Consider the following 26382-nt stretch of genomic DNA (forward strand, 5'->3'; position numbering starts at 1 on the left):
GGAACCGCACAAAATGAGCACTTTCGACAAGCGCGAGGAGGGTTTTGAGAAGAAGTTCGCCCTCGACGAGGAGCAGAAGTTCAAGGCCGAGGCGCGCCGCAACAAGCTGCTCGGTCTGTGGGCGGCCGAAAAGATGGGCGTAACCGGCGATGCCGCCGCCGCCTATGCCAAGGAGGTGGTCGCGGCCGACTTCGAGGAAGCCGGCGACAAGGACGTTCAGAACAAGCTGATCAAGGATTTTGCCGCCAAGGGCGTCGCGGTGACCCCTCAGGAACTGCGCGCCAAGATGGATGAACTGATGGCGCAGGCCGCCGCCCAGGTGAAGGCGGGAACGTAAGGCAGTGCTCCGTCATTGCGAGGAGCAAAGCGACGAAGCAATCCATTTCTCCACCTGCGGCGGCATGGATTGCTTCGCGGAGCCTGTCATCGGGCGGGCATTCGCCCGATCCGTTGGCTCGCAATGACGGCCGAGATGCCGTAACGTATCTCAAGACCGCTTCTTGCGATACTCCTTCCGAACGATCTCGAGCAAGCGTCGCGCCGCCGCGCTCAAGAATCCGCCGCGGCGCGTTACCGTGACGACGTCATCGCTCGCCTTCAGATCTCCGACACCGATGGTCGCGATCGTCTTGTGCCGCAGTTCCTCCGCGGCATTGCTCTCCGACAATAGCGCGACGCCGAGGCCCGCCTCGACCAGGCGCTTCTGCGCGGTCAGGCTATCAACCGGCGTCCAGTCGATTTCACCGAGCCCGTGGGTCTGAAACAGCGCAAACACATGCGACGCCGCGATCTCGCGCCGCCCCGGCACGATGGGAAATGCAATCCAGCGCTCGCCGCGCAATTCGGCGAGTTTTGTCACACGGCGGCCGGCGCGCGGATGATCGAGCGCACACACCACCTGCAGTCGTTCGGCAAACAGCAATTCGCAATCGAGATCGCGCGAGCGGTCCCGGTCATAGCGCAGGCCGATGGTCGCCTCGCCGCGCCGGATCAGGTCGCTGACCTCCGCGCTGGTCGCGGTGCGCAGGCTCAATTTTACCTCGGGATGTTCGGCCGCAAAGCCCTTGAGGATGGCCGACAGCCGCCCGCCGGCCAGCGTGCCGACCACCGCAAGCGCAATCGGCCCTGAATCCGGCCGCGCCAGCGCGCGGACCGCATTCTCCGCATCCTGGGCGGCGGCGACCGCGCGCTCGGCATACGGCACCATCACCCGCCCGGCATCACTCAGCATCGTGCGCCCCGCAATCCGCTCGAACAGCGAAACGCCGAGTTCCTGCTCCAGCAGCGCAATGCGCCGCGAGATAGCCGGCTGCGAGCGGTGCAGCGCCTTCGCCGCGCTCGAAATCCCGCCGCGGCGGTGAACGGTCAGGAAGGTCAGAAGCGCATCGCTGTCCATGTTTCATCCATGCAAAAAGCTGATGATGGATAGAGAAATAACAAATTAGGTTGATGGGGGCCAGCCCGCTAGTTTCGCCGCAGCCAGAACCGGCCGGCCAACGAAGCGGAGATTGCCGATGCGAACCCAGATGGAAAAAGCCGAAGCCTTTCGCGCCCTGCATGCGCGCCCCGGCGCTTTCATCATCCCCAACCCCTGGGACGCCGGCACGGCCAAACTGCTCGCCGCGATGGGCTTCGAAGCGCTGGCGACCACTAGCCTCGGCGTTGCCAATACGCTGGGCAGCGTCACCGTCAGCCTCGACGCCATCATCGAGAACTGCCGGACAATCTCCGATGCCACCGACCTGCCCGTCAACGCCGATCTGGAGAATTGCGGCGCGGATGATCCAAAGACCGCGGCGAAGGCGATCGCGCGCGCCGCCGAAGCCGGTTGCGTCGGCGGCTCGATCGAGGATTATACCGGAAATCCGCGCGAGCCGATCTACGATTTCTCGCTCGCGGTCGAGCGCGTGCAGGCGGCGGTCGAAGCGGCCCGCGCGCTCCCCTTCCCGTTCACGCTGACGGCGCGGGCGGAGAACTTCCTGTATGGCCGCAAAGATCTCGACGACACCATCAAGCGGCTGCAGGACTTCGAGGCCGCTGGCGCCGACGTGCTCTATTCCCCCGGCCTGTATGACATCGACACCATCCGCACCGTAGCGTCATCCATCGGCAAGCCGTTCAATCTGGTGATGGGTTTTGCCGACCCGACACTGACGCTCGATCAACTCTCCAGAGCCGGCGTCAAGCGCATCAGCACCGGCGGCGCCATGGCTCGCTACGCGCTGGCCGCGTTCTTGAAGAGTGCCCGCGAGATGAAGGATCACGGCGCGTTCACCTTCGTGCGCGAGATGGCGTCGATGAAGGAGGTCAGGGCGGCATTTATGTAACCGGTCTCTCGCCGTCATTGCGAGGAGCAAAGCGACGAAGCAATCCATCTATCCATTATGCCGCGGCATGGATTGCTTCGCGGAGCCTGTCATCGGGCGGGCATTCGCCCGACCCGTTGGCCCGCAATGACGGAGGAGAGATGCGTCACCCTCCCTTGAACCCATATTCCGGCACGTTGCCGGTCGCCTCGTAATACTTTGTACGGCAGGAACTTGCCGGACATCGTGATTTTCACCCGGTCACCCTCGGGTGCCTTGGAGCTTGAAGCAGACATGCTACCGCGTATCATGAGAAGTTGAGAGGAGACCAGTACAATGAGCATTGCCGATCCCAACAAAACGATCCTGACGGGCGAGAACCCATTTATCCGCTTGAGCCCGAAGGACGGCGAACCGAACTCAACAGAGGCGAGCTATTGGCGGATCATCTTTTCGCCGGCCGGTCCCGGTCACGTTCTCTACCTGAATAGCGAGCTGACGGAACGGCGCTGGCGCATCTACTCCGACAACATCGCGATGGCGCGGTGGCTGCAGTCAACCGTACAGGGCATGCTCAACGCCGAGCTTTCCGACATGACGATTCCCTGCGCGGACGCGCAATTCTCCAAGGCTGGCGACCCGCGCTACTTCTGGACCGAACACATCAAATCGCACGGCGAAGACATCTCGCTTACCTGGTTCGATATCGGCGAGCCGCTGCTCATCCACGCGCAACCGAACCAGATTCCCGACCGGCGCTACGGCGTGTGCACCGTGCTGATCCCGGCGCTCGGTACCCGTCTCGTCCGCAACGGCGTCGAGGCAGCGGGGCGATCCTGGCCGCGGGAACGTGAGGGGCGGCCGTTCTCGACGTCGGCATTGGCGTTCTCGGAAAGCTGGACGGAGGCGGTCTGAGGCGGAGCCGCCAATCAGTCTCCGTTTTCCGCGAGGCGGAAGTCACCTGATCCGTGGCGGACACAGTGCCACAACGTCCTGCGATAGGTTCTGCGCTAGTTTCGATGCCCGAAAACAACAAAACACCAGGGGCAGGAAAATGAGAAGACTGACACGGCGAACGTTCGTGACCGGTTCGGCGGCGCTGCTATGCGCGCCGTCCGGAAAGACCGCGGCGCAATCGGCCTGGCCGGCACGGCCGATCCGGATCATCGTGCCCTATCCGGCTGGCGGCCAGACCGATGGCATCGCACGGGCTTTCGGCGACTACCTGGCGCGGCAGCTGGGAAAGCCGGTCATCATCGAAAACAAGGCGGGCGCAGGCGGCGTCATCGGCGTGACGGAAGCGAAACGCGCCGAGCCGGATGGCACCACCATCGTATGCACGATCTCCTCGTCGCTGATCCAGAACCGCGTTACGGTGAAGGACCTGCCCTACGATCCGGAAAACGACTTCATCTATCTGACGATGGTCAGCGGCGCGGGCGGTCCGGTGGTGGCGGCAAAGAAGACCGGAGCAACCAACCTTCGCGAGTTGATCGAATATGCAAAGAAGGTCGGCAGCCTGAACTGGGGATCCTACGGCGTGGGTTCGACCCCGCACGTCCTGATCGAGACCATCGCCAAGCAGTACGGCATCAACTTTCAAGTCATCCAGTACCGCGGCGAGGCGCCCATGTGGAATGACATCGCGGGACAGACGCTGGATGGCGCCGCGGGAAGCTATGCCGCAGCGGCACCCATCATCCAGGCGGGAACCGGAAACCTGATCGGCGTGGTCGGCAGCCGCCTGCCGCCGTATCCGGACACGCCTACCATGACCGAGCAAGGCGCGGTCGGCGACTTCTACGACCTGCGCGCATTCACCACCTTCGCTGTGCCGGCGGGCACGCCAAAAGAGATCGTGGAACGGCTCGCGCAGATGTTGATTCAGGCCGGCTCCGACCCCAGGGTGCAGCAGATGCTGAAAAATTTCATACTGTCTTCACCGGCCGATCTTGCAACAACGGCGCGCATTTTCAAACGCGACAGCGATGTGATGCTCCGCATCCTGCGCGATCTCGGCCTCAAACCATTGGATTAATGCGCACCCTAGTAGCGACGTCCGCCGACGGCGAACGGCGAGGCGCCGGGCAGCGAATTGATCTCGCTGTCGAGGCGACCCGACTGCTGGACGACGCCGACCCCTAGCGACAGGCTGATGTTCGAGGTCGCCTGGAATTCGACGCCGGCATAGGCGCTGCTGACGGGCAGCGTGCCCGATTTCGAGTCGAAAGGCGCGAACGCGCCGCCAATGCCGGTGTTGTATTTCAGCGTGTCGAAACCGGCATAGAAGGTGATGGGCAACCCGCCGCCGTTGTTCAGGCTGTAGCCGAACTGCAAACCCTCGCTGTAGAGCGAGCCGAAACCACCGAGCGCACCCTGGCTGAGACCGCTGAAGCCCACGTTGCTGCGCTGGCTACCGACGAAGAAGCCGTTCGAAAAATTGTAGCGCGCGTGGGAAGAGCCGTTTCCGGTATCGCGGAAATCGAAGCTCGGAAAGTTGCCGTAGGCCTCCGGGCTCTCGCCGGCCGCGCCGCTGAATCCCATCGGCCAGCCCGGGATCCAGTAGTTTACGGCCGAGGCCTGCGCGTGGGCCGCTGGCGCGCCCAGCGACAGCGTCGCGGCGACCATTGCAAAACCAACTCTGCGTGAGAACATCGACATCCGCGAGATCACCCGACTACACAGCAATTATAAGCAGCGCAGATCGAGAACGCCAGCGCGGCGCGATGGCATAGTCCATCGTGGCCGATTCGAGGCGGTTGCAGTCCGATTCCATGGAAACGGCCGAGCGGCGCCTCGACCTCGTCCATGATCTGGATGCAATCCCTGATCAGGCCGAACGCCATGCCGGCCTGCAGCAGGATGAAGCCGGCGCGGATCTTCTTGACGAAGGGCCCCGCCACGGAAAAGGAAGTCGGCGGCGATCGCCGCGGGCGCTGCGCCACAAGGAGGTGGTGCAGGCGCATATCGAAAAGCTCGCCAGTGAAATGGGCGCGGCCGAGCCGCACGTTCTCGCCCACCAGCTCGCGCTGTTGATCGACCGGGGCCATCGTTGCCGCCATGGTTTCACGCAACCCAGGCGTCGCCGATACCGCGGGCCTTGCGGCTGGCCCGCTGCTCACGCCTTACAAAGCGAAGAAGCCGAGGCCTCGCAGCACGGTCGAGCTTGTGGCGGTGTGAGCAACGAGTCCGTCATTGCGAGCGAAGCGAAGCAATCCACGCTGCGGCTCGGCGAGAAATGGATTGCTTCGCTTCGCTCGCAATGACGGGCAAATCTCTAGCCTTGCTCCCGAACGCTTGCTTCCAGCCGCTCCAGCTCCCGCTCCAGATCGCCCTCGACATCGCCGACCCGCATCTCGACCACGCGGTAGTCGCGCGCCTCGAGCCAGGCCTTGCGCGCGGCGCGATCGGCGACGATGGCATCAGACTCGTTCGGGTTGACCAGCTCGATCGCGAGCCGGTGCGCGAAGGAGACGAAGTCGGGGATGTGTCGCCCCACCGGGGTCTGGCGCTTGAACTGCCCGGCGAACCGGCGGTCGCGGGTCAGCGCCTGCCACAGGATCCGCTCGGCGTCGGTCGGGTTGCGACGGAGCAGCCGCGCCAGGCCGCGCACGGTCGAGCTGTCGCCGGGCACCGCCGGCCCCTGCCCGTGCTCGGCCAGCAGCGCCCGCAGCCGGGTTGCCTGTTCGCCGTCGAGCACGCCGCCCTTGGCCGGCCCCTTGCGCCCTTCCGCGATCGCCATCACCACGCCATGCAGGGTGTGCATGTCCTGCTTGGTCGGGTCCATCCTGGTGAAGATGTTGCGCAGATTGACCAGCATGGTTTCGCGCTTCTCGCGCGGTCGCAGGAATTCGACCTTGTCGAGTTCGCGGACCAGATTGTCGAAGAACGCCTGCATCTGGTGCTGCGAGGCCGGCTCGGATCGTTCCGGCATCGCAAACGGCAGCACGCCCCCGGTCGAACACTTGAACCACTCGTAGCCGATCAGCAGCACCGCCTGCGCCAAATTGAGGGAAGCGAAACCGGGATTGACCGGAAAGGTGATGATGCGGTTGGCGAGCGCGACTTCCTCGTTCTGCAGCCCGTAGCGCTCGCGGCCGAACAGGATGCCGGCCGCGCCGCCGGTTCCGACATGGGCCGCGATCTCGCCGGCAGCTTGCGAAGGCCCGACCACCGGCTTGGCCTGGTCATGGGCGCGGGCGGTGGTGGCAAACAGCAGCGAAAGATCGGCAACCGCCTGCTCGACGGTCTCAAACAATTCGGCATGATCCAGAATATGGTCGGCGCCGGCGGCGGCCCGCTGGGCGGCGAGGTTCGGCCAGCCGTCGCGGGGGTTGACGATGCGAAGCCGGCTCAGCGCGAAGTTGCCCATCGCCCGCGCGGCCATACCGATGTTCTCGCCGAGCTGCGGCTCGACCAGGATCACGACGGGGCCGGTCAGGTCGTGGCCGCTCTTGGTCTTGTCGGTGCCCGAACCGGACATCTCGCTCCACACTTTCTGATCTGGGTCTGGCGAACCCCTCATCAGGTCCAAACGGCCTGATCCGACCTGGTGACCTGTACTTTCCTCGATCGCTTGTCCAGCGAACTTTCTCAAGCAAAATATGGGCTTAGGATAGAAGGTTGCCGATGGGCGGCGACGGCTGCTTGCTGAGTCGAAGGCCGGCTGAAACCCATGGTCCCTTGGCTTCCGCCCGCGCGCCGGCGGTGCTATAGCGCAAGGATATTTCCGTCCCACCCCGCCCTCAACCAGCGCCGCTCCAAGAAGGCCCCCTCCGTCATGGCAAAAATCAAGGTGACCAACCCCGTCGTCGAACTCGATGGCGACGAGATGACCCGGATCATCTGGCAGTACATCAAGGACAAGCTGATCAACCCGTTCCTCGATATCAACCTGATGTATTTCGACCTCGGGATGGAATACCGCGACAAGACCAATGACCAGGTAACCATCGACGCCGCCAACGCCATCAAGAAGGTCGGCGTCGGCGTCAAATGCGCCACCATCACCCCGGACGAGGCGCGGGTGAAGGAATTCGGCCTCAAGGAAATGTGGAAGTCGCCGAACGGCACCATCCGCAACATTCTCGGCGGCGTGGTGTTCCGCGAGCCCATCATCTGCAAGAACGTGCCGCGGCTGGTGCCGGGCTGGACCAAGCCGATCATCATCGGCCGCCACGCCTTCGGCGACCAGTATCGCGCCACCGACTTCAAGTTTCCCGGCAAGGGCACCTTGTCGATGAAGTTCGTCGGCGACGACGGCAAGGTGATCGAGCGCGAGGTCTACAAGGCGCCCAGCGCCGGGATTGCGCTGGCCATGTACAATCTCGACGATTCGATCGCCGATTTTGCCCGTGCCTCGTTCAACCAGGGCCTGTCCAAGGGATACTCGGTTTATCTGTCGACCAAGAACACCATCCTCAAGACCTATGACGGACGCTTCAAGGACATCTTCCAGGAGATTTTCGACAACGAGTTCAAGGCCAAGTTCGACGCCAAGAAGATCACCTACGAGCATCGCCTGATCGACGACATGGTCGCCGCCGCGATGAAATGGTCGGGCGGCTATGTCTGGGCCTGCAAGAACTACGACGGCGACGTGCAGTCCGACACGGTGGCGCAGGGCTACGGCTCGCTCGGGCTGATGACCTCGGTGCTGATGACGCCGGATGGCAACACGGTCGAGGCCGAAGCCGCGCACGGCACCGTGACCCGGCATTACCGCGAGCACCAGAAGGGCAAGGAGACCTCCACCAACTCGGTCGCCTCGATCTTCGCCTGGACCCGCGGCCTGTCGCACCGCGCCAAGCTCGACAAGAACGAGGCGCTGGCGAAGTTCGCAGCGACCCTGGAGAAAGTTTGCGTCGACACCGTCGAAGCCGGCTTCATGACCAAGGATCTCGCGCTCCTGGTCGGCGCCGACCAGCGCTGGCTCTCCACCACCGGCTTCCTCGACAAGGTCGCGGAGAACCTGACCAAGGAGATGGCGGCGTAAGGCGGCTTTCGCCCCTGCCCCGTTTCGAATTCAATTGAAGCGGAAAAATCCCTAATCCCGTTCAGCGAGCGCGATTTCGCCGGCGGCGATGTCGCCCTTGAGAGCACCTGCGGTATCGGCGAGGCGGGTCTCGGCGGTTTGCTTGACATGCGCGGCCAGCGCCGGCAGGCGTTCGACCAGGGCGTGAAAGTCCTGCGCGTCGAGCGCCAGCAGTTTCGTCTTGCGCGTCGCCGTCACCGTGCCGCTGCGCTTGGTCCGTTGCAGCAGCGCGATTTCGCCGAAAAAGGTTCCGTTCGAAAGCCGCACCCGCTGGTTCGGCAGATCGATTTCCACCTCGCCAGCGGTGATGAAATACATCGAGGACGCCGCATCGCCGCGCCGCACCAGCACTTCGCCGGACTCGATGGTTCGCGCCCGCAACAGCCGCATGATGTCGGCAATCTCCGAAGCGCTGAGATGCGAGAACAGCGGCACCCGCGCCAGCATGCCCCAGGTGACGATGAAGTCGCGCCGGCGGACCTCGTCGGCAAAGGCAGTGGCGATGATCGCCACCGGCAGCGCGATCATCACGAAGCTGCCGACGACGGCGAACATCGCCACCGACTTGCCGAGCGGGGTGATCGGCACCGCGTCGCCGTAACCGACGGTGGCGAGCGTCACCAGCGCCCACCACATCGCCTGCGGAATGGTGCCGAACTTGTCGGGCTGGACAGTACGCTCGATGGCGTACAGCAGCGAGGCGAACAGCAGCACCGCGCCGGTCAGGATCACGACGCAGCCGAACAGCGTGCGCCGCTCGGCATGCAGGGCCGCCAGCAGCGAGCGCAACGCCGGTGAATAACGTATCAGCTTGAGGAACGGCAGCATGCCAGACAGCACCAGCATCGACCGATCGCCGACGGTCAACGCAACCGCCGACGGCAGGAACGCCAGCAGATCGATGACGCCGAGGCCGGACACCGCGTATTCGAGCCGCGTCCGCCATGGCGTCATGACGCGCAGGGAATGCCCGACCACGCTCCACAGCCGCGCCAGGTATTCGAGCGCAAAGGCCGCGATGGCGGCGATCTGCACCACCGTGAACAGCAGGCCGAACCGGACGTCCAGCTCCGGCACCGAAGCGAGAATCATCGCCAGTACATCGACGACGACAAGAACGACGATCAGCCTGGCGAAACGCGATCCGGCCGAATGCGGCAGGTGATCGTGCTCCAGCAGTTCGTAGAGCCGGTCCCGCAAATCCGGGGCGCTGGCCATGCGTTGGTCCGGAACGGTGGCCACAATCGATTCCCCACTAAAGCATGGCGTGACGGTGACTGCCTCGCCGCCGTCCTTGCTACGCAATCCGGCCTCCACGCCGGCGCGAAGTGGCCCAGCCCCGGCGCCGCTTCAAGCAAGAACGAACCATTCATAGGCCTGGGCCGGCACCCGGTCTTGATGTACGTCAAACTGTCGTGGAGGGCAAAGTGGCTAGTAGTCAGGTCTTCCTGGCCCGCGGAGGAGCGCGACATGATGGAATGTGGGTTAAAATGGCTGATGATAGCCAGCCTTGCCGCTGGTTTCGCTGCTGCGGCCAAGGCTGACGACTCGGACCTCGGCAAGTCCGAATTTCAGTCATCCTGCGCGAGTTGTCATGGTACGGACGCAAGAGGCAAAGGACCGGTCAGCGACCAGCTCAAGATACCGCCTCCCGATTTGACGATGTTGGCCAGGCGCAACAACGGGGTCTTCCCCACGGAAACCGTCTATGAAACCATCAATGGAATGAAAGGGGTTCCGGCTCACGGCACCCGTGAAATGCCAGTCTGGGGCGAACGATTCAACCCGATCATCAACTTGCCCCACTATGTTGATCCGTCTTACTGGAAAATGGCCGGACCGGATCAAGACCCGGAAGTCGTGGTGCGAAAACGCATCCTCGCTGTTGTCGATTATCTCAGCCGTGTGCAGCAGAAGTAGCGCCCGACGAGCACCGGATTAGCTGCCCTTCAGATTAGTTGCCTTGGCCTTGCCTGCACTCAGCCGCCGGCCATCGCCTGCTCGATCGCCGACAGCGCCGCATCGGCCTTGGCGCCGTCGGGCCCGCCGGCCTGCGCCATGTCGGGCCGGCCGCCGCCGCCCTTGCCACCGAGCGCCTCCGAGCCCTTGCGCACCAGATCCACCGCGTTGAAGCGCGAGGTGAGGTCGCTGGTCACGCCGACGACGATGCCGGCCTTGCCGTCCTCGGTGACGCCGACGATCGCGACCACGCCGGAGCCGATCTGCTTCTTGCCGTCGTCGACCAGGCTCTTCAGGTCCTTGGTCTCGACGCCCGCGACTGCGCGCGCCAGCAGCTTGACGCCGCCCGCCTCGCGGATGCCCGTGGCCGCGCCATTGCCGGCCGACGCGCCGCCGCCCATCGCGAGCTTCTTGCGCGCCTCCGACAGTTCCCGCTCGAGCTTCCTGCGTTCTTCCATCAGCGCCGCGATTCGCGCCGGCATGTCGTCGACGGTGGTGCGCAGCTCGGAGGCCGCGGTCTTCGCGACCGCCAGCATTTCGTTGGCATGCCGGCGCGCATGACGCCCGGTCAAGGCCTCGATCCGCCGCACGCCCGAGGCCACCGCGCTTTCGCCGGTCACCGAGATCAACCCGATGTCGCCGGTGCGCCGCACATGGGTGCCGCCGCACAGTTCGACCGACCAGCCGAGCGCGTTGCTGCCGTGCTCGCGCGATCCCCTGCCCATGGTGACCACGCGGACCTCGTCGCCGTATTTTTCGCCGAACAGGGCGCGGGCGCCGGCTTCGCGGGCGTCGTCCACCGCCATCAGCCGCGTCGTCACCTCGTCATTCTCGAGCACGACCTCGTTGGCGATGTCCTCGACGCGGGCGAGTTCTTCGGCCGTGATCGGCTTCGGATGCACGAAGTCGAAGCGCAGCCGGTCCGGCGCCACCAGCGAGCCGCGCTGGGCGATATGGTCGCCGAGCACCTGGCGCAGCGCCTCGTGCAGCAGATGCGTCGCCGAGTGGTGCGAGCGGATCGACGCCCGCCTGGTGTGATCGACTTCGAGCTGCAGCGCGGTGCCGACTTTCAGGGCGCCCTGCTCCACCGTGCCGAGATGCACGAATAGGTCGCCGGCCTTCTTCTGGGTATCCGACACCCGGAACCTGACGCCCTCGCCCGACAGCAGGCCGGTGTCGCCGACCTGGCCGCCGGACTCCGCATAGAACGGCGTCTGGTTCAGCACGATCGCGCCGCTCTCGCCCGCCTTCAGGCTGTCGGTATCCTTGCCGTCCCTGACCAGCGCCGTCACCACGCCTTCGGCGCTTTCGGTATCGTAACCGAGGAATTCGGTAGCGCCGAGTTTTTCGCGCAGTGGGAACCAGACGTTCTCGCTGGCGGTATCGCCCGAGCCCGACCAGGACGCCCGCGCTTTCTGCCGCTGCCGCTCCATCGCATCGGTGAACGACGCCTGGTCGACGCTGATGCCGCGCGACTTCAGTGCGTCCTGCGTCAGGTCGAGCGGGAAGCCATAGGTGTCGTACAGCGTGAACGCGGTGTCGCCGTCGAACATGTCGCCCTTCTTCAGGCCCGCGCTCTTCTCGTCGAGGATCGACAGGCCGCGCTCCAGCGTCTTGCGGAAGCGGGTTTCTTCCAGCCGCAGCGTCTCCTCGATCAGTTTTTCGGCGCGCACCAGGTCCGGATAGGCCTGGCCCATCTCCCGCACCAGCGCCCCGACCAGGCGGTGCATCAGCGGATCGCGCGCGCCGAGCAACTGTGCGTGGCGCATCGCGCGGCGCATGATCCGGCGCAGCACATAGCCGCGGCCCTCATTCGACGGCAGCACGCCGTCGGCAACGAGAAAGGCCGACGAGCGCAGATGGTCTGCGATCACCCGGAACGACGCGACGGTCTGCTCCTCCGGCCCCTGCCCGAGCGCCGAAGCGGCGGCATCGATCAAATGGCGGAAGAGGTCGGTCTCAAAGACGCTGTCGACGCCCTGCAGGATGCAGGCCATGCGCTCCAGTCCGAGGCCGGTGTCGATCGAGGGGCGCGGCAGCGCCACCCGCTCGTCCTTCGTCACCTGCTCGAACTGCATGAAGACCAAGTTCCAGAATTCAAGGAAGCGATCGCCATCCTCTTCCGGGCTGCCCGGCGGCCCGCCCCAGATGTGCTCGCCGCGGTCGATGAAAATCTCCGAGCACGGACCGCAGGGGCCGGTATCCCCCATGGCCCAGAAATTGTCCGAGGTCGCGATCCGGATGATGCGGTCGTCCGAGAAGCCGGCGATCTTCTTCCAGTGGCGCACCGCCTCCTCGTCGTCGTGGTAGACGGTGACCAGGAGCTTGTCCTTCTTCAGCCCGAAATCTCGGGTGATCAGGTTCCAGGCGAGCTCGATCGCCCGCTCCTTGAAGTAGTCGCCGAAGGAAAAATTGCCGAGCATCTCGAAGAAAGTCAGATGCCGGGCGGTGTAGCCGACATTGTCGAGGTCGTTGTGCTTGCCGCCGGCGCGCACGCATTTCTGCGAGGTGGTGGCGCGCTGGTAGGGACGCTTCTCGACACCAGTAAAGACGTTCTTGAACTGCACCATGCCGGCGTTGGTGAACATCAGGGTCGGATCGTTGCGCGGCACCAGCGGCGAGGAGGCCACGATCTCGTGGCCATTCTCCTTGAAGAAGTTCAGGAACTTCGACCTGATCTCGTTGACGCCGCTCATGTTCATCCAATCGGAAAAAGGGGCCGGGCCGGGCTCCGGACGCCCGCATCTACCAGCCAACCGCTTTTAGACAAGGGCCGTCGCGCTGTCCAGAAACTGTGCAGGCGGATCATAGGGTTGCCGCAGCACACAAGGCGGACGCGGAAGTCCCGTTGATAAGGCTGCGGCTGCGTTGACAGGCTTGGCAGGGCTGTGTTTTCCTCCTGTCTGTTGAAGACGTCACGTCGGGAGAGATCGGCTTGAGCGCCGGCGCCGAAGGAGCAACCGCCCCGGAAACTCTCAGGCAAACGGACCGCGTGACGGACGAGCATCTGGAAAGAGACACCGAGGGCCTTTGGGCCCGGGGGTGTCCGCCGACGGGATAATACTCTCAGGCACAGCGACAGATGGGGCTTTCTTGTGGGTTTCCCGGAGACTGGTCTCCGCAACCCCTGAGGGCCTGACGGATGCTGTTGCGCGACCAATCTCCATTGAAACGCACTCCCCTGCACGCGCTCCATGTCGCGCGCGGCGGCAAGATGGTTCCCTTCGCGGGCTACGACATGCCGGTGCAATACCAGGCAGGCGTCCTGAAGGAGCACCTGCATGCACGAAGTGCTGCCGGCCTGTTCGACGTCTCGCATATGGGCCAGATCGCGCTGCGCGCGAAATCCGGCAAGGTCGCCGATGCCGCGCTGGCGCTGGAGCGGCTGGTGCCGCAGGACATCGTCGCGGTGGCGCCGGGACGGCAGCGCTACGCGCAGTTCACCAACGCCGACGGCGGCATTCTCGACGACCTCATGGTGGCCAATTTCGGCGACCATCTGTTTCTGGTGGTCAACGCCGCCTGCAAGGCCGAGGACGAGGCGCATCTGCGCGCGCATCTCTCCGAGACCTGCGTCATCGATGCGCTAGCCGATCGGGCGCTGATCGCGCTGCAGGGCCCGAGGGCGGAAGCGGCGCTGGCGAAACTCGGCGCCGATGTCGCCGCGATGCGGTTCATGGATACCGGCCCGCGCAAGGTCCTGGGTTTCGACTGCTTCGTCTCGCGCTCCGGCTATACCGGCGAGGACGGTTTTGAAATCTCGGTTCCCGCCGAACACGCCGCGGCGCTGGCCGCAGCGCTGCTGGAGAACGCCGACGTGCTGCCGATCGGACTGGGCGCCCGCGACAGCCTGCGGCTGGAGGCCGGGCTCTGTCTCTACGGTCACGACATCGACGCCACGACGACGCCGGTCGAGGCGGCGCTGGAATGGTCGGTGCAGAAAAGCCGCCGCAGCGGCGGCGCGCGCGCCGGCGGCTTTCCCGGCGCGGAAAAGATTCTCTCCCAGTTTGAAGCCGGCGCATCGCGCCGCCGGGTCGGCCTGCGCGCGCAGGGCCGCGCCCCGGTGCGCGAAGGCGCGCTGCTGTTTTCAGATGCGGCCTCGAGCGAGCCGGTCGGCAAGGTCACCTCCGGCGGCTTCGCCCCGAGCCTCGATGCGCCTGTGGCGATGGGCTATCTGCCGACCTCGCTGGCAGCCAGCGGCAGCCAGATCTTCGCCGAGGTTCGCGGCCAGCGGCTGCCGCTGCGGGTCGCACCGATGCCGTTCGTGCCCAACACCTACAAACGTTGATCCCGAAACGCGGAAAGAGGAAGTTCCATGACGACACTGTTCACGACCGACCACGAATGGCTCCGCATCGAGGGCGATGTCGCCACCATCGGGGTCACCGACTACGCCCAGTCCCAGCTTGGCGACGTCGTGTTTGTCGAGTTGCCGAAGGTCGGCCGCGCGCTGAAAAAAGCGGAAGCCGCCGCGGTGGTCGAATCCGTCAAGGCGGCCTCCGACGTCTATGCGCCGATTTCGGGCGAGGTGCTCGAAGTCAACGCCGCACTGGCCGCCGAACCGGCGCTGGTCAATTCCGACGCCGGCGGCAAGGCCTGGTTCTTCAAGCTGAAGATTGCGGACAGAAGCGAACTCGACGGCCTGATGGACGAGGCCGCCTACGCCAGCCACACCGCGTGAGGGACGCATGACCCCCATCGTCGTCATGCCCCGCGCAGGCGGGGCATCCAGTATCCACCGATGCCAGCGATTGAACCGACACGTCCCGGCGTACTGGATCGTCCGCCTTCGCGGACGATGACGCCGAATTCTGCAGATTCTAGTGAGGCACCCATGAACGCGCCGCTGAAAACCACCGCCGAGGCCGCCACCGATTTCGCGCGCCGCCATATCGGCCCCTCGCCCCGCGACATCGAGGCGATGCTGGAAACCGTCGGGGCGGACAGCCTCGGCGAGCTGATGGGCCAGACGCTGCCGGCCTCGATCCGGCAACAGACCCCGCTCGATCTCGGGCCGGCGTTGAGCGAAACCGAGGCGCTGGCGCATATGCGCGAGCTGGCGTCGCAGAACCAGGTCTTCACCTCGCTGATCGGCCAAGGCTATTCCGGCACCATCCTGCCGGCGGTGATCCAGCGCAATATCCTGGAGAATCCGGCCTGGTACACGGCCTATACGCCCTACCAGCCCGAGATCAGCCAGGGCCGGTTGGAGGCGCTGTTCAACTTCCAGACCATGATCTGCGACCTCACCGGGCTCGACGTCGCCAACGCCTCGCTGCTGGATGAGGCGACCGCCGCGGCGGAAGCGATGGCGCTGGCCGAGCGGGCCTTTCAGGGCGACGCCAAATCGTTCTTTGTCGATTCGGAGGTGCATCCGCAAACGCTCGCGGTGCTGCGCACCCGCGCCGAACCGCTGGGCTGGCAACTGATCGTCGGCGATCCCCTCGCCGACCTCGGCAAGGCGGAGGTGTTCGGCGGTCTGCTGCAATATCCGGGCAGCTCGGGCGTGGTGCGCGATCTCCGACCGGCGATAGTCGCGCTGCAGGCCAGGGGCGCGCTGGCCGTCGTCGCCGCCGACCTGCTGGCGCTGACGCTGCTGGCCTCGCCCGGCGAGCTCGGCGCCGACATCGCGGTCGGCTCGGCGCAGCGCTTCGGCGTGCCGATGGGCTATGGCGGCCCGCATGCGGCCTATATGTCGGTGCGCGACGCGCTGAAGCGTTCGCTGCCCGGCCGGCTGGTCGGCCTGTCGGTGGATTCGCGGGGAGCACCGGCCTACCGGCTGGCGCTGCAGACCCGCGAGCAGCACATCCGCCGCGAGAAGGCCACCTCCAACATCTGCACCGCGCAGGTGCTGCTGGCGGTGATCGCCTCGATGTACGCGGTCTATCACGGCCCGGAGGGGCTGACCCATATCGCCCGCACCGTGCACCGGCGCGCCGCCGTGCTGGCGGCGGGGCTGGCGCGGCTCGGCTTTGCGCCGAAGTCGGCGGCCTTCTTCGACACGATCACGGTCGCGGCCGGCGCAAGACAAAACGACATCGTCGCCCGCGCCCGCGCCGAACGGATCAATCTGCGGATCGGCGAAGGCACGCTTGGGATCGCGGTGGACGAGACCACCACGCCCGAGATCCTCGAGGCGGTATGGCGCGCGTTCGGCGGCGCGTTGTCCTATGCCGACATCGACGCATCCGCGTCCGAGGCGCTGCCCGGGGGTCTCAAGCGCGGCACCGCGTTCCTCACCCATCCGGTGTTTCATGCGCATCGCTCCGAAACAGAGCTGTTGCGCTACATGCGCAAGCTGGCCGACCGCGACCTCGCGCTCGACCGCGCCATGATCCCGCTCGGCTCCTGCACCATGAAGCTGAACGCGACCGCGGAAATGATGCCGCTGAGCTTTGCGGGGTTTGCCGACCTGCATCCGTTCGCGCCGCGCGAGCAGGCGCGCGGCTATCATGCGCTGTTTGCGCGGCTGGAACGCTTTCTGTGCGACATCACCGGCTATGACGCGATCTCGCTGCAGCCGAATTCCGGCGCGCAGGGCGAATATGCCGGGCTGCTGGCGATCCGCGGCTACCACGCCGCGCGCGGCGAGCCGCACCGCACGGTGTGCCTGATTCCTTCTTCCGCGCACGGCACCAACCCGGCCTCCGCCAGCATGGTCGGCATGGAGGTGGTGGTGGTCGCCTGCGACGCCAGGGGCGACGTCGACGTCAACGACCTGCGCGCCAAGGCGGAAAAGCATTCCAAGAATCTCGCCGCAATCATGATCACCTATCCCTCGACCCACGGCGTGTTCGAGGAGCACATCGGCGAGATCTGCGACATCGTTCACGGCCATGGCGGCCAGGTCTATCTCGACGGCGCCAATCTGAACGCGCAAGTTGGCCTGGCGCGGCCTGGCGACTACGGCGCCGACGTCTCCCATCTCAACCTGCACAAGACGTTCTGCATTCCCCATGGCGGCGGCGGACCGGGCATGGGCCCGATCGGCGTCAAGGCGCACCTGGCGCCCTACCTGCCCGGCCATCCCGCCAACGACGGCGCCGAGCCGCATCCGGTCGGGCCGGTGTCGGCGGCGCCGGCAGGCTCGGCTTCGATCCTGACGATATCGTATGTCTACATCCTGATGATGGCGGGCGCGGGCCTGACCCGCGCCACCGAGGTCGCGATCCTCGGCGCCAACTACATCGCCGGCAGGCTCGATCCGCATTTCCCGGTGCTGTACCGGAACGCCAAAGGCCGCGTCGCGCACGAATGCATCGTCGATCCCCGCCCGTTCAAGGCAACCGCCGGCGTGACCGTCGACGACATCGCCAAGCGGCTGATCGACTACGGCTTCCACGCGCCGACCATGAGCTTCCCGGTGCCGGGGACGCTGATGATCGAGCCGACCGAGTCGGAATCGAAGGCGGAGCTGGATCGGTTCTGCGACGCCATGATCGCGATCCGCAACGAGATCGCGGAGATCGAGAACGGCCGCTGGAAGGTCGAGGCCTCGCCTTTGCGCCACGCCCCGCACACCGTCCACGACATCGCCGACGACGCCTGGGCGCGCGCCTATGGCCGCGCCGAGGGCTGTTTTCCCGCCGGCGTCTCGCGCACCGACAAATACTGGTGCCCGGTGGGGCGGGTCGACAACGTCTATGGCGACCGCCACCTAGTGTGTTCGTGCCCGCCGGTGGCGGACTACGCGCAAGCCGCGGAGTGACAGCCGAAAGGCCGTCATTCCGGGGCGCGCCTTGGCGCGAACCCGGAATCCAGAGGTTTTAGGTCAGAGCTTTTGGTGCCCCGCATCTCGGGATTCCGGATCAGTCCGCATACGCGGACTGTCCGGAATGACGGCGGAAAACAATGACGGCGGAGCGGCCGTCGGCGAGACACCGCAGGGCCCGGCACAAAATCGCGAAAACAACCCCATGCAAAGGGGAGCGGGGCCCTCAGTCCGCCTTCGCGGGTTGTCCGCGATGACTGCAGGAAAACGGCCGCGGAAGACCCGTCATTCCGGGGCGCGCCTCGGCGCGAACCCGGAATCCAGAGGTTTTGGGCAAGGTCTTGGTGCCCCGCATCTCGGGATTCCGGATCAGTCCGCATGCGCGGACTGTCCGGAATGACGGCGGAGAAAAATGACGGCGGAAAACAAAACGGGTGCCGAGGACGTCGGCCACCCGACGTCCTCAAGCACCCGTCTGTCGCTTCTCCGGCCTTGCGGCCTGAAAGCGTCGTAACCCTATTCCTCCGCCGGCTCTTCGCCCTCGGCGTCGCGCTCGGGGGAGCCGGCCAGGATCTGCTCGGCGATCAGGCCGGAGTTCTGACGGATCGCCGCCTCGATCTTGGCGGTCATGTCGGGATTGGCCTTGAGGAACGCCTTGGAGTTCTCGCGCCCCTGCCCCAGCCGCTGGCTATCATAGGAGAACCAGGCGCCGGACTTCTCGACGATGCCGGCTTTGACACCGAGGTCGAGGATCTCGCCCATCTTGGAGACGCCCTCGCCATACATGATGTCGAACTCGACCTGCTTGAACGGCGGCGCCAGCTTGTTCTTCACGACCTTGACGCGGGTCTGGTTGCCGACCACCTCGTCGCGTTCCTTGATGGCGCCGATGCGGCGGATGTCGAGGCGGACCGAGGCGTAGAATTTCAGCGCGTTGCCGCCGGTGGTGGTTTCCGGCGAGCCGTACATCACCCCGATCTTCATCCGGATCTGGTTGATGAAGATCACCATGGTGTTGGACTTGTTGATCGAGGCGGTGAGCTTGCGCAGCGCCTGGCTCATCAGCCGCGCCTGCAGGCCGGGCAACGCGTCGCCCATCTCGCCCTCAAGCTCGGCCTTCGGCACCAGGGCGGCCACCGAATCGATCACCAGCACATCGACCGCGCCGGAGCGCACCAGCGTGTCGCAGATTTCCAGCGCCTGCTCGCCGGTGTCGGGCTGCGAGATCAGGAGTTCGTCGATGTTGACGCCGAGCTTGCGGGCATAGACCGGATCGAGCGCGTGTTCGGCGTCGATGAAGGCGCAGATGCCGCCCTTCTTCTGGCCTTCGGCCACCGTGTGCAGCGCCAGCGTGGTTTTCCCTGAGGATTCCGGCCCGTAGATTTCGACCACGCGCCCCCGCGGCAGCCCGCCGACGCCAAGCGCGATGTCGAGCCCGAGCGAGCCTGAGGAGATGGTCTCGATATCCATCGAGCGGTCGTTCTTGCCCAGCTTCATCACCGAGCCCTTGCCGAACTGGCGCTCGATCTGGGAGAGCGCGGCGGACAGGGCCTTGGTCTTGTCCATGGAGGATCCTTCGACGATACGCAGGGCAGTGGCGGACATAGGTGGTGCTCCTTATGGCGGGGATTCGCTAGCGGGACAAACGGGCGACGGCTCTGGTGAGGGCGGCAATCGGTACAAAACTATCGTACCACGTTTGTTCTCTGTTCGCAATATGTTCTTCTAATTTACTTCGGTACTGGCCTGTTTCGACCCTCGGTGGCCTAAGTTGAAATACGCAGTGGCCTGATTTGGAGGGGGCACCTAGAAACTGGAAAGATGATTGCTAAACGGTAAACAACTGCTAATTGTAGTTCCAAAGCTATTTAGGCAGGAAACTATCGGTGATTGTCGGTATTGTTATCGGCGTGCTAATTGGGCTGGTCACCGGGATAGTTGGTTGTGCATGCCTAAAGCTTTTGCACCAGACTTCGCTTGCTCAGATAAAGTCCATGTCATGGCTAGTAGGCCAAATTTTAGCAATTCCGACATTTTGGTTTGGCGGACCTTGGCTATCGACCGAAGTTTTAGGACTGCAAGAAAAGGCCGTTTTCATAGTTCCATATACAACCTCGCTGACTGTCACGTTCACAATGTTAATGTTTTACCCGCTGTATAAATGGATACGACGCCTAGGCGAGACGCTTGGAGAACCATGATGGTAACAGACCCGGCTCTCGATCAGATGCTAAATGAAATTGCCCCTCAAGTTTTGAGTTTGCTTGCCGGCGTTATCACTGGCGCTGGAGGCGCCGGTATAGCTTTGGCCTTTTTTGTGAACAGGCGTAAACATCTGCATGCCAAGGAGACAAACTATATTGCGCAGTGGCTTGTCATAAACGTTTTCTTGATTTTCTTGGGGGCCGTCGTTTTTATTGTCACCCAGGTTGCATTTCAAAGAACCGGCCTCAGGGCCGAATTGAAACAGTTTGCTGCTGGTCTGTTAGACGCACATTCCATCGCCCTCTTGGCTGTTGCTCTTGGCGTGATGGGAACATTGATCACCGCCGCTATTGGATACCGCTCACAGCATAAAAAAATCCATCGGCGACATGTAGTGGGCTAGCGCTTATCCAGCTAAGGCCGCTTCAGTTGGCGGCCTCTTTCATCCCATAATCCCCTTGTCGTCCGGATTCGGCGGCATACCGTGCGCCTTGCGGTACTCTGCATCGCCGGGGGGCGGTGAAAGCTTTGCAGGGACGTCCTTGTAGATTAGCTTAAAACTGCCCTCCAAAAGCTGAAGCCACAGTTTGCGATCCGCCTCCGGCCAAACGTCGCCAGTCTTTGGCAGACGTTTGAGCAAGCCATCAATAATTGGATCGATGGGCGGCGGTTCGTCCCCACCGCTACCGCGTCCGTTTTTCAAATCCTGTGGCGGGTCTTTTTTTGGCTCCAGATCAACGGGCGGAGTGCCCGGCCCCGGATTGGAAGCGGGCCTCACCAAGCGGTCCTCTCCGTGTTCAAAGAAGTTCGCCTGCCGCGCCGAGCGAAGAAAGACTTGGCGCGCCTTATCGAGTTGTTTTGAAGAGACGCCAACGTCCCGCATATACTTCTCAATCGCAGCCGCGCCGGGCAGCGTGTAACCCTTGAAATTCTCGTAGACGCTCGAATAAAGCGGGACCGTCAGGAATGCATCTGCCCGTGCAGAGGCTTCCTGTGTCGGGTCTGCGATACGACGGCCCAGTGTCGTCAGCTTAACCTTGCCCCGCTCATTTTCTGTAAGGCCGAAAGTTGCGGCGGTCGAGACGCGGAGCCGAAACGCCCCGCTGGTCATCGACTGCTTTAGATATGCAGCGAGCTGATCCAGCGTGCATTCCATCCCGGCATTAGCCTGAATGGCCTTTGCAATCTCTATTGCGCTGTTCAAATCGTTGTAAGGGAACTGGATCGATGAGCGCTCGCGGGCGTCGTCGCCGTCAGTTTGCGCGTCTTGAATGTTCTGGACTTGATCTTTCGTCATAGCGAAATCTCCTGCCGTTCGGACGGAATATCTATCCTCCTATAGCAGCGCCCATTTAAGTCCGCAAACAATTTTTGGGGATTTCCGCATTTTTTGTTTGCGCATGTTTGCGGATGTGGTACTTTAAAGTGGCAGATTGAGGATATCGCATGCCCATACCGCCAGAGCCCCAGCGCAATCCCGACCGACGCTGAGGCTGTGACACATAGGAAAGGGCCGCTACCCGGCTCCCCGTAAAGGAAAGGTAGCGGCCCCTAATCGGCTCTTTAGGTTCTCAGGGTTCGTCTAACGGTAGGACACCAGCCCTTACAAGCGAGGAAATGTCGGTCCGAATCCGGCACCCTGAACCATCGAACTAGGCGGGACCGACGGCGTTGGCGCGCTGCCGATCCCTAGTTACCCACCCCGGGATTGCGCCCCGAAGCGATAACCAAGCTGAATATACGCCTTGGCGGGCGGAATATCCAGAGTCGCTGACGGGACATCCTTAACCGAGGATTGCGCCCTCATGAACGTACTTTCCCGCGAAAAGCAGATTGAAGTCATTGCCGCCCTTTGCGAAGGCGTCGGCATCCGCACCGCCGCGCGCCTGACCGGCGTTAACCGTGGCACGGTCGGCAACCTGGCCTTGCGCGTCGGCATGGGCTGCATGGAATTGCACGACCGGCTCATGGTCGGCATCCGCACCGAGCGGCTGGAACTGGACGAGGCTTGGAGCTTCGTCGGCAAGAAGCAAAAGAACGTCCTGCGCCACGAGATCAACGCCAAGGGCGACCAGTACGTTTTCATCGGCATGGCCGGGACGCAGAAAGCAATCATCAGCTGGGGCGTCGGCAAGCGTAACGGCGAAAGCACGATGGATTTCCTGCACGACCTCCGCAGCCGCGTGATCGGCCAGCCCGAGATTTCAACGGACGGCTTCCATCCCTACCGCGTAGCGATCCGCGACGCCTTCGGCGACAACGCCTCGCATGGCGTGATCGTAAAGACCTACTCAGTAACGCATCTGGTCAAGGAAGCGCAGGGCCGCTACTCGCCGGCCGCTGTAGTAGCCGTAAGCAAAGAGGTCGTAACGGGCGATCCGGATCAGTACATTTCGACCAGCTACGTTGAACGGCAGAACCTTTCGCTTCGCATGGGCAGCCGTCGTTTCACCCGGCTCACCAATGGGTTCTCAAAGAAGCTGGACAACCATATTGCAGCCGTCGCGCTGTACGTCGCTCACTACAATCTGTGCCGCACCCATGAAGCCCTGCGCACGACGCCAGCGAAGGCGCTGGGCGTGACGGATCGAGCCTGGAGCATTGGGCAGCTTGTGGACGCCGCGCTCTCTGTAACCCCTGCTTTGCCCACGGAGACCCCGCCGGATCGTCGGCGGAAGTTTGTAGTAATCGACGGGGGCCGCGCTTAAGCGCGGCCCCCTCAAATGCGACGGGCTGGCGTAGCCGTACTATTCAAGTATTTGCTGGTCGCCAAACCACTGCGGCTAGGTTGCGGTTGACTTGGCTTGGGAGGCGACGGTGTGACTTCGCTTGTCGCTCCGGCATCCTCGCTCTCTCCTTCAAAATTACCGAAGAGTTTCTTGGCTTCCTGCTCCGTCATCTCAAAGGTTGAGTACACGCCCTTTTTGCCGGGCACATTGTAAATCATTCCCTTGCCGACCATCCGGTAGAGCCGGGAAGTGATGGTGCCCCGTTTCGGGAACTCTTTCGTTTGGCGGTACAAATCTACCATTATCTTGTCGAGGGAATAGATTCCCCCATTTTGGGCGATGAGATGCTCAACAACGAGGTCTTGGCGCTCCGCCTCAGTGATATTGAGTTCCTTGAGATTCTCCTCGGACAGGTCTTGAATGTCCTCAAAGGTCAAATGGAGGCGTTTTAATGGACTGTCTCCCCGGTTCAAATAGGAGACGTCTCCGGTTCCCTTCTTCTGAATTTCGGCAAGAAAATCAGCTAAGTCCGCGAATCCTTTCGCAGATTCCAGATGCTGACCCTTCCTATAAGGAGTATCCTCATACTTCTTAGCCAGCTTTTGCTGGATCGCCACATGATCCTTGACGAAGGTAACGTATTTATCTATCTTTCCCATTGTTCGGGTCCTTTGCCAAAATTGGCGGAGAGAACGGGATTCGAACCCGTGGCAGGAATGTTAGCGCATCCCTGCGGTGGAATGACAGTCCACTGCTTTAAGCCGCTCAGCCACCTCTCCGGGCTACACACCTGGCACCATAGCCGGGCAGACTATACAACCGCTCAGCTACCATACCTCTGCGTCACACTTTTCTAGCGAAAAGGGCTTGTGCCTATGGCGCGAGCCCTTTTTGTCTAGAAGATGACAGCATAGCCGCAATTGCGGGAGGTTGCAAGGTAGGCGCAATCAGATGCGCGCCAAAACCGAATTGCAATTATCTATTAGCAGTCGAAATGCATTTATCCCCTACTGCATGTTGTCATGACATGCAGACGCGCCTGTTCCACTTGACTGTAGGACAGGTGCTCTACCCTGCTTCCGGCACCGAACAGCCCCGATTCGGGCTTGGGTGATTCGGGTCTGATTCGCTTTTCTCAGTATAACAGCCTTCAGTGGCCTACTTTGAATCTGCGAGTGGCCTAATTCGGCCAGTACCATTTACTTCCAAGGAAAGCGCCGAACAGGCCGTTACCGGCTTCGATCAGCCTTTGTGGCGGTAGTCATTCAATCGGCGCCTTTGGCGAGGGCCGCGCAGCAAGTTCGAACATCACCGCAGGCGCTTCAGCCGGCACGGACGCGACGCGAACATGCGCAGGCAAAGCTGCCAGCGCCTGATCGAAGCTCGAATCCGCACCCGGCTGATCGCCGTCAACCCGGGCCATGTGCAGCCGGATCAAACGGCACATGCGCCACGCGGTCTTGTAGGTCACGCCGAGCTGGCGCTGCACTTCCCTGGCGGTCACGCCGTTCGGCCTCTCGCAGAACAGGGACAAGACGTGGAACCAGTCGCGCAGGCCGGTGCGGGTCTTTTCGAACGGGGTGCCGGCGGTGGGATAGACCTGATGGCCGCAATGCTCGCATTCGAACGCGCGGCGCGCCTTGATCCGGTAATAGGTCGCCGCTTTCCGGCACTTGAAGCAGGTGAAGCGCCGGCCGGACCGGATCCGCATCAGGTGCGCCAGGCAGGCGTCCTCGGTCGGGAACCGCCTCTGAAATGCGCGGCTCGGTCTCTGAGCCATGTTTTGTTCGCCCGGTTTCCGCTAGTGCAGAATTACCATAACCCGGTCCGTTCTACATGTCCAAGCGGGATATGTCAGTTGCCTGGTAACGGCCTGTTTATGCGGCGAATCCGTATCGCTGAGTATACTTTTGTACATTGCTGCGGAACCCCTGCCGGGCCCGCGCATTGGGTCTTGCAACGCCACGGCGCCATGAACGCCACGGCGCCATGGGGGAGCCATCAATGGAGCAACTACCGGTCATCCTGATCGTGGAGGATGAGGACGCGGTGCAGGCCGTGATCGAGGACGCGTTGGCTGACGGCGGTTTTGCCGCCGAAATTCTTGCTTCAGGCGAAGAAGCGCTGACTTTGTTCATGGGCGGGCAAAAAAACTATGCCGCGCTTGTCACCGACGTCAACCTGAAGGGCAGGATGAGCGGCTGGGACGTCGCCAGGCAAATCAGGGAAGCCACGCCTGGATGTCCCGTGATCTACATAACCGGCGCAGCCGCGGATGAATGGTCGTCGCAAGGCGTTCCCAACAGCATCCTTCTGCAGAAGCCGTTCGCGCCGGCCCAGCTCGTCACGGCACTTTCCAATCTGCTCAATACCGGCTCGCCCCCGGCGTGAGGCCGGCTCCGGCGGCGGTCGTGGCAGCGGGTTGACCTGCGATCAAAGCGGGGCCGCCCGCCGGCACAATCGGGCGGCCCCTGCCAGCCGCTTGCAATGCCGCTGACGCGTTACAAACAGCAGGCGGCAGCCGGCCACGCCATAGGAACAGACCAGTTTTAAGGCCGCATGACGCCGACATGTCAGGCGGAGCCAAGACTTGCGTGGCTTCATCAATGCGCCGCGGCGAGCAGCCTTGAAACCGCGCTCACCAGCTCCTGCGTTGCGAACGGCTTGGTCAGGATGCCGCTGTTGGCAACCCCCCGCAGCTTCCACTGGTGGGCGTGGGCACCGGTCACATACAGAACGGGAAATTCAGGATCGATCTCCCGCGCCATGGTCGCGACTTCCCAGCCGCTCATGCGGCCCGGAAGCACGATGTCGGCGACGAGCGCGCAGTACCGGCCCTTGTTGGCTTTCAACAGGTCCAGCGCTTCCTCGCCCGAGGCGGCCACCGCCGGCTTGAAACCGCTTTCGCCGAGCGCATCCCGGATCAGCGCCTGAATTTCGCGATCGTCTTCCACCACGAGGATGGTGTCGAGCTGTTGAGGTTCCATTGCACGTCTCCCGTGTCCGGTCACTCTGACGACGCCCGCAGCGGGTATTCGTTCGGAGCAGAAGTGAACTTTGTTTTGGCCGGGGTTCACGCGCCTTTTCGCCGGAACGGATTCGGCGCTGCGGCGTCAACGCAACGGGACCAGACTATCAAACAGGGAACTCGATCGTGCCCGGCAGAAAATTCCTCAACGAACAGGCAGTAACTCTTGTCAACTTCGCGAGGACGACGACGGATCCGCAGGTCGCGGCGCGCCTGCTCGACAAGGCCGCCGACCTGTCGGCCCGAAGCCAGGCCGCGCCGGACGCCAGCCCGCGGGCTCCGGACGTCGAGCAGCCGCAGCGGTAGCTCGCACCGCCACACGCCCGATGTTCGCCGCGCCTGTCGGCGTCGGCGTTGAACCTTTTTGCTTCCGCCCCGACCAATCCTAGCCTGGGACATTGCGTCACTCG

The 26382-nt window shown here is 63.3% G+C and carries 22 protein-coding genes, 2 tRNA genes, 4 pseudogenes and 1 riboswitch; of the genes and pseudogenes, 15 read left to right on the forward strand and 13 right to left on the reverse strand.

What is annotated here, in order from left to right:
• Positions 1–13 precede the first annotated feature (13 nt).
• Complete coding sequence (locus tag Q0D31_RS13835) at positions 14–337, forward strand: DUF1476 domain-containing protein (RefSeq protein WP_291851625.1); 324 nt, start codon at positions 14–16, stop codon at positions 335–337.
• Positions 338–487: 150 nt separating this feature from the next.
• On the opposite strand, the gene Q0D31_RS13840 is transcribed toward Q0D31_RS13835, so the two are convergent.
• On the reverse strand, positions 488–1396 hold the full coding sequence (locus Q0D31_RS13840; RefSeq protein WP_291851627.1) for a LysR family transcriptional regulator: 909 nt from the start codon (positions 1394–1396) through the stop codon (positions 488–490).
• 118 nt (positions 1397–1514) lie between these two features.
• Between Q0D31_RS13840 and Q0D31_RS13845 the strand changes: the two genes are divergently transcribed.
• A complete protein-coding gene (locus Q0D31_RS13845; RefSeq protein WP_291851630.1) occupies positions 1515–2327 on the forward strand; it encodes an isocitrate lyase/phosphoenolpyruvate mutase family protein in 813 nt (270 codons plus the stop codon).
• 145 nt (positions 2328–2472) lie between these two features.
• Here Q0D31_RS13845 and Q0D31_RS13850 read toward each other — a convergent pair.
• Positions 2473–2578, reverse strand: a pseudogene (locus tag Q0D31_RS13850) (cyanase); the annotation flags it as partial.
• 64 nt (positions 2579–2642) lie between these two features.
• Here Q0D31_RS13850 and Q0D31_RS13855 point away from each other — a divergent pair.
• The gene (locus Q0D31_RS13855) at positions 2643–3221 is read left to right on the forward strand and encodes a hypothetical protein (RefSeq protein WP_291851632.1); all 579 of its coding nucleotides are present in this window, start codon (positions 2643–2645) and stop codon (positions 3219–3221) included.
• A gap of 139 nt (positions 3222–3360) precedes the next feature.
• Positions 3361–4344, forward strand: coding sequence for a tripartite tricarboxylate transporter substrate binding protein (locus tag Q0D31_RS13860; RefSeq protein WP_291851635.1), 984 nt, complete (start codon positions 3361–3363; stop codon positions 4342–4344).
• A gap of 8 nt (positions 4345–4352) precedes the next feature.
• On the opposite strand, the gene Q0D31_RS13865 is transcribed toward Q0D31_RS13860, so the two are convergent.
• Entirely contained in the window at positions 4353–4934 is a 582-nt protein-coding gene (locus Q0D31_RS13865) for a hypothetical protein (RefSeq protein ID WP_291851638.1), read from the reverse strand.
• 155 nt (positions 4935–5089) lie between these two features.
• Positions 5090–5206 (reverse strand): annotated as a pseudogene (locus tag Q0D31_RS13870) (acyl-CoA dehydrogenase); the annotation flags it as partial.
• Between the two features lie 33 nt (positions 5207–5239).
• Between Q0D31_RS13870 and Q0D31_RS13875 the strand changes: the two are divergent.
• Positions 5240–5486, forward strand: a pseudogene (locus Q0D31_RS13875) (TetR/AcrR family transcriptional regulator); the annotation flags it as partial.
• Between the two features lie 97 nt (positions 5487–5583).
• Here the strand turns inward: Q0D31_RS13875 and Q0D31_RS13880 are convergent.
• Positions 5584–6789 (reverse strand): TrmJ/YjtD family RNA methyltransferase, encoded by a 1206-nt coding sequence (locus Q0D31_RS13880; protein ID WP_291851641.1) that lies wholly within the window; start codon positions 6787–6789, stop codon positions 5584–5586.
• 297 nt (positions 6790–7086) lie between these two features.
• On the opposite strand from Q0D31_RS13880, the gene Q0D31_RS13885 reads away from it, so the two are divergent.
• Complete coding sequence (locus tag Q0D31_RS13885; protein WP_291851644.1) at positions 7087–8301, forward strand: NADP-dependent isocitrate dehydrogenase; 1215 nt, start codon at positions 7087–7089, stop codon at positions 8299–8301.
• 51 nt (positions 8302–8352) lie between these two features.
• On the opposite strand, the gene Q0D31_RS13890 is transcribed toward Q0D31_RS13885, so the two are convergent.
• Positions 8353–9558, reverse strand: a complete 1206-nt coding sequence (locus Q0D31_RS13890; RefSeq protein ID WP_291851647.1) for a cyclic nucleotide-gated ion channel — start codon at positions 9556–9558, stop codon at positions 8353–8355.
• 252 nt (positions 9559–9810) lie between these two features.
• Between Q0D31_RS13890 and Q0D31_RS13895 the strand changes: the two genes are divergently transcribed.
• Positions 9811–10260 (forward strand): cytochrome c, encoded by a 450-nt coding sequence (locus tag Q0D31_RS13895; RefSeq protein WP_291851650.1) that lies wholly within the window; start codon positions 9811–9813, stop codon positions 10258–10260.
• Positions 10261–10319: 59 nt separating this feature from the next.
• Here Q0D31_RS13895 and alaS read toward each other — a convergent pair whose 3' ends face one another.
• Complete coding sequence (gene alaS / locus Q0D31_RS13900) at positions 10320–12995, reverse strand: alanine--tRNA ligase (protein ID WP_291851653.1); 2676 nt, start codon at positions 12993–12995, stop codon at positions 10320–10322.
• 214 nt (positions 12996–13209) lie between these two features.
• A riboswitch (glycine riboswitch) is annotated at positions 13210–13300 on the forward strand.
• Between the two features lie 141 nt (positions 13301–13441).
• On the opposite strand from alaS, the gene gcvT reads away from it, so the two are divergent.
• The 3 genes from gcvT (at position 13442) to gcvP (ending at position 18007) form a co-directional block, all read left to right on the forward strand.
• A complete protein-coding gene (gcvT, locus tag Q0D31_RS13905; protein WP_291851656.1) occupies positions 13442–14587 on the forward strand; it encodes a glycine cleavage system aminomethyltransferase GcvT in 1146 nt (381 codons plus the stop codon).
• Positions 14588–14614: 27 nt separating this feature from the next.
• Positions 14615–14980 (forward strand): glycine cleavage system protein GcvH, encoded by a 366-nt coding sequence (gene gcvH, locus Q0D31_RS13910; RefSeq protein WP_291851659.1) that lies wholly within the window; start codon positions 14615–14617, stop codon positions 14978–14980.
• Positions 14981–15133: 153 nt separating this feature from the next.
• The gene (gene gcvP, locus Q0D31_RS13915; RefSeq protein ID WP_291851662.1) at positions 15134–18007 is read left to right on the forward strand and encodes an aminomethyl-transferring glycine dehydrogenase; all 2874 of its coding nucleotides are present in this window, start codon (positions 15134–15136) and stop codon (positions 18005–18007) included.
• 519 nt (positions 18008–18526) lie between these two features.
• On the opposite strand, the gene recA is transcribed toward gcvP, so the two are convergent.
• Positions 18527–19615 (reverse strand): recombinase RecA, encoded by a 1089-nt coding sequence (recA, locus tag Q0D31_RS13920; protein ID WP_291851665.1) that lies wholly within the window; start codon positions 19613–19615, stop codon positions 18527–18529.
• A gap of 592 nt (positions 19616–20207) precedes the next feature.
• Between recA and Q0D31_RS13925 the strand changes: the two genes are divergently transcribed.
• Positions 20208–20618: a hypothetical protein gene (locus Q0D31_RS13925; RefSeq protein ID WP_291851669.1), complete on the forward strand. Its 411-nt coding sequence runs from the start codon at positions 20208–20210 to the stop codon at positions 20616–20618.
• 39 nt (positions 20619–20657) lie between these two features.
• Here Q0D31_RS13925 and Q0D31_RS13930 read toward each other — a convergent pair whose 3' ends face one another.
• Positions 20658–21512: a hypothetical protein gene (locus Q0D31_RS13930; protein WP_291851672.1), complete on the reverse strand. Its 855-nt coding sequence runs from the start codon at positions 21510–21512 to the stop codon at positions 20658–20660.
• Positions 21513–21786: 274 nt separating this feature from the next.
• On the opposite strand from Q0D31_RS13930, the gene Q0D31_RS13935 reads away from it, so the two are divergent.
• Together Q0D31_RS13935 and Q0D31_RS13940 are read left to right on the forward strand one after the other, a co-directional pair.
• A tRNA-Val gene (locus Q0D31_RS13935) sits at positions 21787–21862 on the forward strand.
• A gap of 158 nt (positions 21863–22020) precedes the next feature.
• Positions 22021–22923, forward strand: coding sequence for a transposase (locus Q0D31_RS13940; protein ID WP_291851675.1), 903 nt, complete (start codon positions 22021–22023; stop codon positions 22921–22923).
• A gap of 11 nt (positions 22924–22934) precedes the next feature.
• Here the strand turns inward: Q0D31_RS13940 and Q0D31_RS13945 are convergent, their stop codons facing one another.
• From Q0D31_RS13945 to Q0D31_RS13955, 3 genes and pseudogenes are all read right to left on the reverse strand, one after another.
• On the reverse strand, positions 22935–23603 hold the full coding sequence (locus Q0D31_RS13945) for a hypothetical protein (protein WP_291851678.1): 669 nt from the start codon (positions 23601–23603) through the stop codon (positions 22935–22937).
• Between the two features lie 22 nt (positions 23604–23625).
• Positions 23626–23723, reverse strand: a tRNA-Asp gene (locus Q0D31_RS13950).
• A 617-nt stretch (positions 23724–24340) separates the two neighbouring features.
• A pseudogene (locus Q0D31_RS13955) lies at positions 24341–24724 on the reverse strand (IS1595 family transposase); the annotation flags it as partial.
• A gap of 224 nt (positions 24725–24948) precedes the next feature.
• Between Q0D31_RS13955 and Q0D31_RS13960 the strand changes: the two are divergent.
• A complete protein-coding gene (locus Q0D31_RS13960; RefSeq protein ID WP_291851681.1) occupies positions 24949–25335 on the forward strand; it encodes a response regulator in 387 nt (128 codons plus the stop codon).
• Between the two features lie 212 nt (positions 25336–25547).
• Here Q0D31_RS13960 and Q0D31_RS13965 read toward each other — a convergent pair whose 3' ends face one another.
• A complete protein-coding gene (locus Q0D31_RS13965; protein ID WP_291851686.1) occupies positions 25548–25931 on the reverse strand; it encodes a response regulator in 384 nt (127 codons plus the stop codon).
• A 167-nt stretch (positions 25932–26098) separates the two neighbouring features.
• Between Q0D31_RS13965 and Q0D31_RS13970 the strand changes: the two genes are divergently transcribed.
• Entirely contained in the window at positions 26099–26278 is a 180-nt protein-coding gene (locus Q0D31_RS13970) for a hypothetical protein (protein WP_291851689.1), read from the forward strand.
• The last annotated feature ends 104 nt before the right edge of the window (positions 26279–26382 follow it).

The organism is Bradyrhizobium sp. (assembly GCF_022844465.1).
In the GTDB taxonomy this organism is placed as follows: domain Bacteria; phylum Pseudomonadota; class Alphaproteobacteria; order Rhizobiales; family Xanthobacteraceae; genus Bradyrhizobium.